Source organism: Streptomyces sp. NPDC027962 (assembly GCF_055566095.1).
Map to the genome: position 1 here is coordinate 148,376 of NZ_JBVHTA010000002.1, position 12,834 is coordinate 161,209.

10 protein-coding genes are annotated in these 12,834 nt (G+C 67.9%); 8 read left to right on the plus strand and 2 right to left on the minus strand.

What is annotated here, in order from left to right; genetic code table 11:
• Positions 1 to 47: 47 nt before the first annotated feature.
• The gene (locus tag ACZ4SA_RS02360; RefSeq protein WP_468268872.1) at positions 48 to 575 is read left to right on the plus strand and encodes an LppU/SCO3897 family protein; all 528 of its coding nucleotides are present in this window, start codon (positions 48 to 50) and stop codon (positions 573 to 575) included.
• A 112-nt stretch (positions 576 to 687) separates the two neighbouring features.
• Here the strand turns inward: ACZ4SA_RS02360 and ACZ4SA_RS02365 are convergent, their stop codons facing one another.
• Positions 688 to 2,160 carry a CCA tRNA nucleotidyltransferase gene (locus tag ACZ4SA_RS02365; protein ID WP_468268875.1) on the minus strand — a complete coding sequence of 491 codons (1,473 nt, stop codon included), beginning with the start codon at positions 2,158 to 2,160 and terminating at the stop codon, positions 688 to 690.
• A gap of 180 nt (positions 2,161 to 2,340) precedes the next feature.
• Here ACZ4SA_RS02365 and ACZ4SA_RS02370 point away from each other — a divergent pair, with 180 nt between their 5' ends.
• From ACZ4SA_RS02370 to trxA, 7 genes are all read left to right on the plus strand, one after another.
• Complete coding sequence (locus tag ACZ4SA_RS02370) at positions 2,341 to 4,707, plus strand: DUF6049 family protein (protein ID WP_468268879.1); 2,367 nt, start codon at positions 2,341 to 2,343, stop codon at positions 4,705 to 4,707.
• A gap of 45 nt (positions 4,708 to 4,752) precedes the next feature.
• The gene (gene murJ, locus ACZ4SA_RS02375; RefSeq protein ID WP_468268882.1) at positions 4,753 to 6,900 is read left to right on the plus strand and encodes a murein biosynthesis integral membrane protein MurJ; all 2,148 of its coding nucleotides are present in this window, start codon (positions 4,753 to 4,755) and stop codon (positions 6,898 to 6,900) included.
• Positions 6,901 to 7,049: 149 nt separating this feature from the next.
• A complete protein-coding gene (locus ACZ4SA_RS02380) occupies positions 7,050 to 8,804 on the plus strand; it encodes a protein kinase family protein (protein ID WP_468268885.1) in 1,755 nt (584 codons plus the stop codon).
• A 27-nt stretch (positions 8,805 to 8,831) separates the two neighbouring features.
• Entirely contained in the window at positions 8,832 to 9,536 is a 705-nt protein-coding gene (sigM, locus tag ACZ4SA_RS02385) for an RNA polymerase sigma factor SigM (protein ID WP_468268888.1), read from the plus strand.
• Positions 9,533 to 10,444 (plus strand): anti-sigma factor family protein, encoded by a 912-nt coding sequence (locus tag ACZ4SA_RS02390; protein WP_468268891.1) that lies wholly within the window; start codon positions 9,533 to 9,535, stop codon positions 10,442 to 10,444. Before sigM ends, ACZ4SA_RS02390 begins: the two co-directional genes overlap by 4 nt.
• Positions 10,445 to 10,568: 124 nt before the next feature.
• The gene (gene trxB / locus ACZ4SA_RS02395; protein ID WP_468268894.1) at positions 10,569 to 11,543 is read left to right on the plus strand and encodes a thioredoxin-disulfide reductase; all 975 of its coding nucleotides are present in this window, start codon (positions 10,569 to 10,571) and stop codon (positions 11,541 to 11,543) included.
• A gap of 53 nt (positions 11,544 to 11,596) precedes the next feature.
• On the plus strand, positions 11,597 to 11,929 hold the full coding sequence (gene trxA, locus ACZ4SA_RS02400; protein ID WP_468268897.1) for a thioredoxin: 333 nt from the start codon (positions 11,597 to 11,599) through the stop codon (positions 11,927 to 11,929).
• A gap of 76 nt (positions 11,930 to 12,005) precedes the next feature.
• On the opposite strand, the gene ACZ4SA_RS02405 is transcribed toward trxA, so the two are convergent.
• On the minus strand, positions 12,006 to 12,623 hold the full coding sequence (locus tag ACZ4SA_RS02405; protein ID WP_356629535.1) for a GNAT family N-acetyltransferase: 618 nt from the start codon (positions 12,621 to 12,623) through the stop codon (positions 12,006 to 12,008).
• Between the last annotated feature and the right edge of the window lie 211 nt (positions 12,624 to 12,834).

Consider the following 12,834-nt stretch of genomic DNA (forward strand, 5'->3'; position numbering starts at 1 on the left):
GTGCGCGCGTCAAACAATCGGTCACACGTTCACAGGGGGATCCCCGCATGACCTATCCGCCACAGCAGGGACAGGGCGCCTACGGGCAGCCGGGTCCGTACGGACAGCAGCAGCCTCAGCCGGGTTACGGGTATCCCCAGCAGCAGCCGCAGCAGCCCGGGCCGGGTTATGGCTACCCGCAGCAGCCCCAGGCACCTCAGCAGCAGTGGGGCGCGCCCCCGCCCCCGGCGCCCGAGCGTCGGGGCCTCGGCCTCAAGACCAAGTTCCAGATAGCCGTGGGTGTCCTGGCCGTGATCGCGTTCGCCGTGTTCTGGTTCATGGGCCGCGATGACGCCGACACCGCAAAGGCCGGCGACTGCCTCAAGAACAGCGGGACCGAGATCAACCCGGATCTTGAGGTCGTCGACTGCGGCGGCGCCGAGGCTGCGTACAAGGTGGTCTCCGTGCACGGCGACACGACGGACCGGACGATCTGCGAGGGTAAGGCCGACATCGGCTACTTCGAGCAGACCAGCGGTGGCCGGCGGAGCTCAGGCAAGTCGTTCGTGCTCTGCCTGAACGAGATGAAGAAGTAGCGGACGCAGGCAAGGGCGATGTTTCACGTGAAACGCCGTCCCTGCTCATGAAGAACGGCGCGATGTTTCACGTGAAACATCGCGCCGTTTTCGCTCAGCCCTGGATAACCGGTCACCCCTGGCTCTGGGTAGTCCACCACTCCTTGAGCGCAGCCACTGCCGCGTCGTGCTCCATCGGCCCGTTCTCCAGGCGCAGCTCCAGGAGGAACGCGTAGGCCTTGCCGATCACCGGACCGGGGCCGACTCCCAGGATCTCCTGGATCTGGTTGCCGTTCAGGTCCGGTCTGATCGCATCCAGCTCCTCCTGCTCCTGGAGCTGCGCGATGCGGTCCTCAAGACCGTCATAGGCCCGCGACAGGGCACCCGCCTTGCGCTTGTTGCGTGTCGTGCAGTCCGAGCGCGTCAGCTTGTGCAGTCGACTCAGAAGCGGTCCGGCGTCGCGCACATACCGCCGCACCGCGGAGTCGGTCCACTCGCCGGTCCCATATCCGTGGAACCGCAGATGAAGCTCCACCAGCCGCGAGACGTCATTGACCATCTCGTTCGAGTACTTCAGCGCCGCCATCCGCTTCTTGGTCATCTTCGCGCCCACCACCTCGTGATGATGGAAGGAGACCCGGCCGTCCTCCTCGAAACGGCGAGTGCGAGGCTTGCCGATGTCATGGAGCAGCGCGGCCAGCCGCAGCACGAGGTCGGGCCCCTCCTCCTCGAGATCGATGGCCTGTTCCAGCACGGTCAGTGAGTGCTCGTAGACGTCCTTGTGCCGGTGGTGCTCATCACTCTCCAGCCGAAGGGCCGGCAGCTCGGGCAGTACGTGCGCGGCCAGGCCGGTGTCGACGAGCAGCGCGAGCCCCTTGCGGGGGTGCGCACCCATGATCAGCTTGTTCAGCTCGTCACGCACACGTTCGGCCGAGACGATTTCGATCCGCTCCGCCATGGCCTTCATGGCGGAGACCACGTCGGGCGCCACCTCGAAGTCGAGCTGCGCGGCGAAGCGCGCAGCCCGCATCATGCGCAGCGGGTCGTCAGAGAAGGATTCCTCCGGAGTGCCCGGCGTACGCAGTACCCGTGCCGCAAGATCCTCGAGACCGCCGTGCGGGTCGATGAACTCTTTCTCCGGCAGGGCCACGGCCATCGCGTTCACCGTGAAGTCGCGCCGGACCAGGTCCTCCTCGATCGAGTCGCCGTAGGACACCTCCGGCTTGCGCGACGTCCTGTCGTACGCCTCCGAGCGGTACGTCGTCACCTCGATCTGGAAACGCTGAACGGCGTCGCCGACGCGGCCGTCCTTCTGCGCACCCACCGTGCCGAAGGCGATACCGACGTCCCACACCGAATCCGCCCACGGGCGGACGATCTTCAACACGTCCTCAGGGCGGGCATCCGTCGTAAAGTCGAGGTCGTTGCCGAGCCGACCGAGCAGCGCATCGCGGACCGAGCCCCCAACGAGCGCGAGACTGAATCCGGCCTCGCGAAAATGGCGCGCCAGGTCGTCGGCGACGGGTGACACCCGCAGCAGTTCACTCACCGCTCGGCGTTGCACCTGGCTCAGGGCAGTGGGGTTGTCTTCATTGGCGTTCGGCACAACAGAAAAGGGTACGTGCCCGGGCCGACCGGAGCGTCCCCGTTTCCGGCTGCCCCGGAAGTCCTGCCGATCTTGTGGGGCACTCCGCGGCACTTCGACACAGCGCCCCTCGTTACCATGCGTGGACGCAAGAGCCAGAGAACCACCAACGACACCAGACGACGAAGGACGGACGAGCGCGTGGCCGAGGCGGCAGACTTCCAGGGGATGCGTACTTCTCCTGCGCGCCGGTGGCTGCGTCGCACAGCCTTCCTGCTCACCGGCGCCCCACTCGTGGCCGGGCTGCTGTGCGGTCCCGCAGCGCCCGCGGCGCAGGCCGACCCGGCTGCGCGCGCCGCTGAGGAGGCCTCGGGATCCCGGACCGTCGATGTGTCTCTCGACACGCTGACGCCGGAAGCACCCGGGAAGAAGGACACGATCACCGTCTCCGGGACGGTGGTCAACAGGGGCAAGCAGACGATCACCGACGCGCATGTCGATCTCCGAGTGGGCCCGCAGCCGCCCGGCCGGGGCGCCATCGACCGGGCCGCGGAACGAACCGGCTACACGTACGGCGTCGACGCCCCGACAATCGACGACAAGTTCAGCGTCAAGCTCCCGAAGCTCGTCACGGGCGTCAGCCATGACTTCACACTCTCGGTGCCGGCCGACGAGCTCGACCTGGGCGACGAGAGCGGTGTCCATCAGCTCGGCGTGTCCCTGACGGGGCGGCCCGCCGGCCAGCAGTGGGACCAGGTGCTGGGCATCAAGCGGACCTTCCTGCCCTGGCAGCCGGAGGAGGCGGAGAAGAAGACTCGCCTCACGTATCTCTGGCCCCTCATCTCCTCCACCCACCTCACGTCGGAGACGGGGTCGGACGAGCAGCAGACGCCGGTCTTCGAGGACGAGGCGCTGGCCGCTGAGCTCGCCCCGGGCGGACGGCTCGACCAGCTGGTGTCCCTCGGCAAGGAACTGCCCGTCACCTGGGTCATCGATCCGGACCTCCTGGCCACGGTCGACGCCATGAAGGGCGGCTATCGGGTCAAGAGCGGCGACTCCACGGTCACCGGCAAGAACCAGGCCCTGGCCGAGCGATGGTTGAACTCGGTCGAGGACGCCGTGCAGGGCCGCAAGGTCGTCGCGCTCCCCTTCGCGGATCCCGATCTCGCCTCACTGGCCCACAAGGGCAAATCGGTCTCCGGATCACTCCGCCACCTGCAGCCGGCGACGGAGGTGGCGGAGATCACAGTGGAGACGATTCTCCATGTGAAGCCGTCCGTCGACTTCGCCTGGCCGGTGGACGGCGCGATCGACTCCTCGATCGTCGACGTGGCCACCTCTGCCGGAGCGCACAAGGTGATCGCCCGGAGCGACAGCCTCCAGGACAACCTCTCCTACACACCGACCGCCGCCCGTCCGATCGGCGGCGGAACGACGGCTGTGGTCGCCGACGCCCGGTTGTCCACCGCCTTCGAGGGCGACATGACGGACGCCGGCGAGTCCACGCTGGCGATCCAGAAGTTCCTCGCCCAGACGCAGGCCCTCACGCTTCAGCAGCCGGAGAAGCAGCGGAGCATCGTGGTCGCCCCGCAGCGCAGGCCCACGATCGCCCAGGCTCAGTCCATGGCCCGCGCCCTGCGGGCCCTTGAATCCGAGCGCTGGACACAGCCGCTGGACCTGGTGGCCTCGGCGGCCGCCAAGCCGGACGCCGAGGCCACCACGAGGGTGCCCGGTCCCTCCCAGTACCCGGCAGCGCTGCGCAAGCGGGAACTGCCGGTGCAGACGTTCGAGGACATCAGGACCACTCAGGCCACCCTCGACAAGTTCAAGGTCATCCTCACGCTCGCCGACCGGGTCGAGACCCCCTTCGGCCGGGCGATCGACCGTGAGCTGTCGACATCATGGCGCGGCAATCCGACGGCGGCGCGGCAGTACCGCACCGAGGTCCAGTCATACCTGCAGAGCCTCACCGAAGAGGTCCAGCTGATCCAGAAGTCGGCCGTCACCCTGTCCGGCCGCAGCGCGACCATCCCGGTCACGGTGCAGAACCAGCTGGTCCAAGGCGTCGACGACCTGGTGCTGCGGCTGAGGTCGAACAATCCCAACCGCCTCCATCTTGATGGAGGCAAGGGGATGGCCGAACAGCCGATCAAGGTCGAGGGCGGCCACAGCCAGTCGGTGAAGTTTCCCGCCGCCGCCAATGCCAACGGTCAGGTCCAGATGACCGCGCAGCTCTACACGCAGGACGGCAAGCTCTACGGCCCCCCGATGGACTTCACGGTGAAGGTCTCCGAGATCACCCCGACCGTCATGCTCGTCCTCGCCGGCGGTGTGCTCCTGCTCGTCCTCGCAGGCGTCAGGATGTACACCCAGCGCAAGCGCGCAGCGGCTGCCGAGGCGGCCGACGCCGCCGGCGAGAACGGTGCGGAAGACACAGCGGAAAGCACATCGGAGAACACAAAGGGTGACAGCAACAGCTCGGATCCAGGGCACGCGAGTGACCTCGCCCCTGACACCGGACCCGAAAGCGACAACCCGTCCGGCGCTGGTGAGAAAGTGGACCGTTGAGCGATGTCGTGGCCGGTCGGCCGGGGACGATGAGGTGGGGTAGGCATGAACGCGCCGTACGACGGTGACCGCGGTCAGGGCGCGGACGGAGACCCTGCAGGCTCCTATCCGCCGCAGCAGCCCTCGTCCGACCCGTACGCGCAGGATCCCTATGTCGGGGACTCCTACGCCCCCGATCCTTTCCATGACCAGGACCTGTCGGCCCAGGACCCGGTGAACGAGGCCCTCTACGACCGCTCCGCACACCCCCCGCCCTCTCCGAGGACCTACCCGGAGCCGCAGCCGCTCTACCAGCAGCCCGCGGCGCCGCAGTATGCCCCCGACCCCCGCATCTGGGCCCAGACGCCTCCACCCGAGCCTGACGGCCCGTCCCGGCGGCTCCCGTACGGTGACGACGCCAGGACCACGGAGTTCACCGGCGTGGATGACCTGATCACCCGGGCCGGCGAGGAAAAGCAGGAGCCCGACGCCTTCGCCCACCTTTTCCGGGACCAGCAGTCCTCGACGCCTCCTCCTGCCCCCGAACAGGCGCCGGAGCCCGCCCCCGCCCCCAAGAAGCCGGCAGGACGGGCCACGAGCCTGCTGAAGTCCAGTGCGGTGATGGCGGCGGGGACCATGGTTTCCCGCCTCACCGGTTTCGTACGCAGCCTGGTGATCACCGCTGCTCTCGGCGCCGCGCTCCTCGGTGACACCTTCACCGTCGCGTACACGCTGCCGACGATGATCTACATCCTGACCGTCGGCGGCGGACTCAACTCCATCTTCGTCCCGCAGCTGGTTCGCGCGATGAAGAACGATGAGGACGGCGGCGAGGCCTACGCCAACCGTCTGCTCACCCTGGTGATGGTGGCCCTGGGCGCCATCGTCGCCATCGCCGTCTTCGCGGCGCCGTTGCTGATCCGGCTCATGTCGGACACCATCGCGAGCGACCAGGCGGCCAACAGCGTCGCCGTGACGTTCGCCCGCTACTGCCTGCCCACGATCTTCTTCATGGGCATCCACGTGGTGATGGGGCAGATCCTCAACGCCCGTGGCCGGTTCGGCGCGATGATGTGGACCCCGGTCCTGAACAACATCGTCATGATCACTACCTTCGGGCTCTTCATCTGGGTGTACGGCACCTCCGCCGAATCGCAGATGGGTGTGCAGACGATTCCGCCGGAGGGCGTGCGGCTGCTCGGCATCGGCACGCTGCTCGGGCTTGTCGTCCAGGCTCTGGCGATGATCCCGTACCTGCGCGAGGCGGGCTTCCGCTTCCGCCCCCGGTTCGACTGGAAGGGCCACGGACTCGGCAAGACCGTGAAGCTGGCCAAGTGGACCGTCCTCTTCGTCCTCGCGAACCAGGCGGGCGTGCTGGTGGTCACCCAGCTCGCGACGGCAGCCGGAGAGGCTTCCGGCCGCCAGGGTGCGGGTTTCATCGCGTACACCAACGCCCAGTTGATCTGGGGCATGCCGCAGGCCATCATCACCGTCTCGGTCATGGCCGCGCTGCTGCCCCGGATCTCCCGCGCCGCCCACGACAACGACCCCGGCGCCGTACGCGACGACATCTCCCAGGGCCTTCGCAACTCGGCGGTCGCGATCGTGCCGGTCTCGTTCGCGTTCCTCGCCCTCGGTGTCCCTATGTCGACGCTGCTGTTCGCCTCCACGGGTCTCGAAGCGGCCCAGGGCATGGGCTTCATCCTGATGGCCTTCGGCCTCGGCCTGATCCCCTACTCGGTTCAGTACGTGGTGCTGCGCGGCTTCTACGCCTACGAGGACACCCGGACCCCCTTCTACAACACGGTCATCGTGGCCCTCGTCAACGCCGGTGCGTCCGCTCTGTGTTATCTGCTGCTTCCGGCCCAGTGGGCGGTCGTGGGTATGGGAGCGTCCTACGGCCTCGCCTACGCCGTGGGCGTCGGTGTCGCATGGCGGCGGCTCAAGAACCGTCTGGGCGGCGATCTGGACGGCGCTCACGTCATGCGCACCTACGCCCGGCTCTCCATGGCTTCCGTACCCGCCGCGGTCGCCGGCGGAGCCGTGGCCTACGGCGTTCTCCAGAGTCTGGGCAGCGGTGCGGGCGGTTCGCTCGTGGCACTGGTGGTCGGCGGCGTCGTGCTGCTCGGTATCTTCTTCGTCGCCGCGAAGCGGATGCGTATTGCGGAGCTCAACGCCTTGGTCGGCATGGTCCGCGGCCGTCTCGGCCGCTAGAGGGCAGCAGGAACAGCGCTCACGGGCATCGGCGGGCACGCCCCGCACAACCATCGCCGGACGCCGCGTGTCGTGCATAGCGTCGGACTGTGGGCACAATTGGCATGGCTGTTGGACATGGCGCAACGGATGGGGAGGCAGGAACGACGGTGGTGGAACGTAGCACGGCTGCCGTCGACGTGGCCGACAACGGCGGGGACGAACCGCTGACCGCGAAGGCGGACGAGGCCACGACCGACGGGGCGGCGGAATCCGAGACGGCAGAATCCCGCACAACAGACTCCCGGAGCACGGCTGACAAGGCCGCCCCGGACACGGACGGCGAACGGCAGGGCGCCGAGCCGTCCTTCTCGGCGCCCGAACTCCACAGTGGCCACAAGCTCGCCAGACGCTATCGGCTCGAGGAGTGCGTCACCCGTCTGGACGGTTTCAGCAGTTGGCGTGCGGTCGACGAAAAGCTGCGGCGAGCCGTCGGCGTGCACATCCTGCCCGCTGATCATCCGCGCGCACGGTCCGTGCTGTCGGCCGCCCGGTCGTCTGCGCTCCTCGGAGACCCGCGATTCGTGCAAGTCCTGGACGCCGTCGAGGAGAACGACCTCGTCTACGTCGTGCACGAGTGGCTTCCGGACGCCGTTGAGCTGACGACTCTCCTCGCCTCCGGCCCCTTCGAACCGCACGACGCCTACCAACTCGTCGACCAGGTCTCCCAGGCGATGTCAGCCGCCCACAGAGAGGGACTCGCCCACCTCCGGCTCACGCCCGGGGCCGTCCTGCGCACATCGACGGGGCAGTACCGGATTCGCGGGCTGGCGGTGAACGCAGCCCTGCGCGGTATCTCCGTCGACGGCCCGCAGCGCACGGACACCGAGGCGATCGGTGCCCTCCTGTACGCGGTACTCACCCAGCGCTGGCCGTACGAGAACGACGCGTACGGCCTTTCCGGGCTGCCCAAGGGAGTCGGTCTGGTCGCTCCCGACCAAGTGCGGGCCGGTGTGCACCGAGGACTGTCGGAGCTCGCCATGAGGGCTCTGGTCAATGACGGCGCAACGGCCTCGCGTCAGGAGCCGCCGTGCACCACGCCCGACGAACTGGCCAAGGCCGTTGCGGCGATGCCACGCATCCGTCCGCCGGAGCCGGCCTTCACCGCTCCTCCCGAGTACCAGCGGACCACCTACCAGCAGGGCAGCTACGGCAGGCCCACGCCGAGGCCGGGTGCAAGCGTCACCCAGCCGACGGCGGCTCCTCCGCCGCCCTTGCAGACCCGTACCGGCAAAGCGCTGAAATGGGCCGTCTCGGCACTGCTCATCGCGGCGCTGGGGCTCGGCAGCTGGCAGGTGGCCGACAAGCTGCTGGACAACCGCAAGGGGAACAAGGAGCCGAAGACCTCCGAGACCAGCACCACGAACGGCGGCGACGACAGGCCCAAGACACCGGTCCCGCTCGCCGTTCAGACCGCGCAGGAGTACGCACCGGACGGTTCGCCGCAGAACGCGAACAATGTCGGGGCCACCTACGACAGTGACAGCTCCACGTACTGGCGGAGCCGGAGCTTCTACGACGGACCCGAATTGGTGCCTTCGGTGAAGCAGGGTGTGGGCATCGTCTACGACCTCGGTTCCGACAAGGATGTCTCCGGCGCGTCCATAGCGTTGCGTTACGGCGGCGACCACACCACCATCACCCTTTACGCCGTTGATTCGTTGTCGCCGTCCGGCCCGGTCGGCTCCATGAAGAAGATCGCAAAGGGACAGACCAGCGGATCGACCCTGAAGATGACCACAGAGGAGCAGGCCAAGAGCCGGTATGTGCTCCTCTGGATGACCGCGATGCCCTACGCCCCCCAGGACAAGTTCAGCGACCCTGGCTACAAGCAGGGGATCACGGACGTCGCGTTCACCGGCTGACCCGAGGCAATGGGAGGGGGCTCACCGTTGGACGACGTGACACTCGGCGACGCAAGCGACCACGACCTGCTGGCACGCCATGTCGGTGGGGACCCGGATGCCTTCGGTGAGCTCGTCAGGCGCCACCGCGACAGGTTGTGGGCCATCGCCCTGCGCACGCTGGGCGACCGCGAGGAGGCCGCCGACGCCGTGCAGGACGCCCTGGTGTCGGCTTTCCGGGCAGCCCATACGTTCCGAGGCCAGTCGGCTGTCACAACGTGGCTGCATCGCATCACCGTGAATGCCTGCCTGGACCGGGCCCGCAAGGCGGCGTCACGCAAGACCTCGCCCGTCGACGACACGGAGCGGCTGGAGCAACTGCTGGAGCCGCAGGAATCGGCCGAGGCACCCGCCGAGCGTCATGACCTCCACCGTGAGCTCCTGACCGCCCTGGCGAAACTTCCCGTGGACCAGCGCGCCGCCCTGGTGCTGGTCGACATGCAGGGGTATCCGGTCGCCGAGGCCGCAGATGTACTGGGCGTACCGACGGGGACGATCAAGAGCCGCTGCGCCCGCGGCCGGGCCCGGCTGCTGCCCATGCTCACCCATCTGCGCGGCGGAACCGGGGATAACAGCGCCGCCGACATGGGAAGGAACCGGACGGCCGGGACATCCGTCCCACCGGCGTCGGAACCACGAGAGACAGGGCCGAGTGACCCTGCGGCAGTGAAGGGCGGAGGTGGGCGCGCGTGACATCCTCGACCGACAGGGCCGACACAACTCAGCACCCGGACGTCTCGGAGATCTCCGACCTCACCGAAGGACTCCTCCCGCCGTCCCGCACGGCTGAAGTACGGCGCCACCTCGACAGCTGCCCGCTCTGCTTGGACGTCCACACGTCCCTGGAAGAAATCCGTGGCCTGCTGGGAACCCTGCCCGGCCCTCCCCGCATGCCCGCCGACATTGCCGGCCGTATCGACGCGGCTCTGGCCGCCGAAGCTCTCCTCGATGCCACCGCTCCCGACGAAGCGGCGCATGTTTCACGTGAAACAACGCCGCGCCCGCAGGCTGCAGAGACCGGAACGCCGCCCGCCCGCCCGGCAGGACACCCCCGCGCCACAACCGGTCCCGGGCGAAGCCGCCCCGTACGACGCCGCCGTGCTGCGGTCCTGGGCGCCGTGTTCGGCGCCGCCGCGGTCGGGGTGAGCGTGATGTTCCTCCAGTCGGTGCCCGGTTCGGACAGTGATTCCTCGACCACGAAAAAGGACACAAGCGTCAGCGCAACGGCGCGCGAGGGAGCCGAGTTCTCCGGAACGGCAATCGACAGCCGTGTGCAGTCGCTGCTGGCCGCCGGGCCGACGCAGGAGGCCGAGCCCAGGATGGAGCGGGCTCCCTCCGCCGACGGCCCCGCAACACTGTCTCCCAAGAACACTCCGAGCGCTGCCGCGCCTTCCTGCATCCAGAAGGGGACGGGGCGCACCGACGGGCCGATCGCCGTCGAGAAGGGAACGTACGACGGCGTCAGCGCCTACCTCGTGCTCATGGTCCACGCCAAGGACAGCAGTCAGGTACAGGCGTACGTCGTCGACGCGGCATGCGTGAACAACGCAGCCGACTCCGCCGGAAAGCTCCTGCTGTCGGAGACCTACCCACGCCCCTGAGATATCGCCGGTGCCGCTCCGGTTCCTCGGGAATGCGCGCCCCGTAGGATCCGTTGGGTGGGGTGAGAGTCCTGGAACCCGCCCCGTAGGCAGTTGGCAGTCTGCAGAGACGAGGAAGAAACCCGTGAGCGACGTCCGTAACGTGATCATTATCGGCTCCGGGCCCGCGGGCTATACAGCCGCGCTCTACACCGCGCGCGCATCGTTGCAGCCGCTGGTGTTCGAGGGAGCTGTCACCGCAGGCGGCGCCCTGATGAACACGACCGAGGTGGAGAACTTCCCCGGCTTCCGCGACGGCATCATGGGCCCCGACCTCATGGACAACATGCGGGCGCAGGCTGAGCGCTTCGGCGCCGAGCTCGTCCCGGACGACGTCGTGTCGGTCGACCTCACCGGCGACATCAAGACCGTCACCGACACCGCCGGGACCGTTCACCGCGCCAAGTCCGTGATCGTCACCACTGGCTCCCAGCACCGCAAGCTGGGCCTGCCGAACGAGGACGCGCTGTCCGGTCGCGGTGTCTCGTGGTGCGCGACGTGCGACGGCTTCTTCTTCAAGGACCAGGACATCGCCGTCGTGGGTGGTGGCGACACCGCGATGGAGGAAGCAACCTTCCTCTCCCGCTTCGCCAAGTCGGTCACGATCATCCACCGCCGGGACACCCTGCGCGCCTCCAAGGCCATGCAGGAGCGCGCCTTCGCGGATTCGAAGATCTCCTTCGCCTGGAACAGCGAGGTGGCCGAGATCCACGGTGAGCAGAAGCTCTCGGGCCTGACCCTGAACAACACCAAGACGGGTGAGAAGTCCCCGCTCGCGGTGACCGGTCTGTTCATCGCAGTGGGCCACGACCCCCGGACCGAGCTCTTCAAGGGCCAGCTCGAGTTGGACACCGACGGCTATCTGAAGGTCGACGCGCCGTCGACTCGCACCAACATCACCGGCGTCTTCGCCGCCGGTGATGTCGTCGACCACACCTACCGACAGGCCATCACCGCTGCCGGCACCGGCTGCTCCGCGGCCCTGGATGCCGAGCGCTATCTCGCCGCTCTCGTGGACAGCGAGAAGACGGCCGAGCCGGAGAAGACCCCCGTGGTCTGAACCCGTTGATCTCCCTCTCCCCTCACACCCCGCAAAAGAAGTAGGAGGCTGCCGTGGCCGGCGACCTGAAGAACGTGACCGACGACTCCTTCGAGGAGGAGGTCCTCAAGAGCGACAAGCCCGTACTGGTGGACTTCTGGGCCGCCTGGTGCGGCCCGTGCCGCCAGATCGCGCCGTCCCTCGAGGCCATCGCGGCCGAGCACGGCGACAAGATCCAGGTCGTGAAGCTCAACATCGACGAGAACCCCGCCACCGCAGCCAAGTACGGCGTCATGTCGATCCCGACACTGAACGTCTACCAGAACGGTGAGGTCGCCAAGACCATCGTCGGCGCCAAGCCGAAGGCGGCCATCGTCCGCGACCTGGAGAGCTTCATCGGAGAGTAAGCGGGACTCCGCTGTTTCACGTGAAACATGGGAATGGGCTCATCCCCTCGGGATGAGCCCATTCCCATGTCCGGGTTCAGAGCGGCCGCAGCGCCGGCTCCTTCTGCACAGCTCCCAGGAGCCGGTCCAGAGCAAGCTCCACGTCTTCCTTCCAGGAGAGGGTGGTGCGCAGCTCCAGCCGCAGTCGCGGGTGCGTCGGGTGGGGGCGCACCGTCTTGAAGCCAACCGCCAGAAGATGGTCGGCCGGCAGCACACAGGCCGGCTCCTTCCACCGGGCGTCGCCGAAGGCTTCGATCGCCCGGAACCCCCTGCGCAGCAAATCCTTGGCGACCGTCTGCACGATGACGCGCCCCAGCCCCTGCCCCTGATAGCCGGGCATGATCCAGGCGGTCATCAACTGCACCGCATCCGCTGACACGGGGCTCGTGGGAAAGGCCGTGGAGCGCGGCACGTAGGCGGGCGGCGCATACAGAACGAAGCCGACAGGAACCTCGTCGACGTAGACGACGCGGCCGCACGAACCCCACTCGAGCAGCACGGCCGAGATCCATGCCTCTTTCTCGAGTTCGGGGGTTCCCGCCTTTACCGCAGCTTCGCCGCTGACCGGATCAAGTTCCCAGAAGACACACGCACGACAGCGCTTGGGAAGGTCCGAAAGGTTGTCCAGCGTGAGCGGTACGAGCCGACGCCCCATGCAGGCTGCTCCTCACTTCCCTCGTGTGCCGCACTTCCCTCGTGTGCCGCGCTGCGCGCGGCCGCCAGCGCGCTCCTCTCGAACAGCAGGCTGCTGACGAACCCGCCCACCGCTCCAAGTCCCAGGCCTGCCGTCACCAGTTGCCCGTGGCTCACCGATCGCATGGCCTTCGCCCTCCCACTGAAGTGGCTCACAATGGATGCGTCATACC

Coding starts and splice junctions, on each gene's coding strand:
- murJ (WP_468268882.1), top strand. CDS start 4,753: ATGAACGCGCCGTACGACGGTGACCGCGGTCAGGGCGCGGACGGAGAC.
- ACZ4SA_RS02405 (WP_356629535.1), bottom strand. CDS start 12,623: ATGGGGCGTCGGCTCGTACCGCTCACGCTGGACAACCTTTCGGACCTT.
- ACZ4SA_RS02360 (WP_468268872.1), top strand. CDS start 48: ATGACCTATCCGCCACAGCAGGGACAGGGCGCCTACGGGCAGCCGGGT.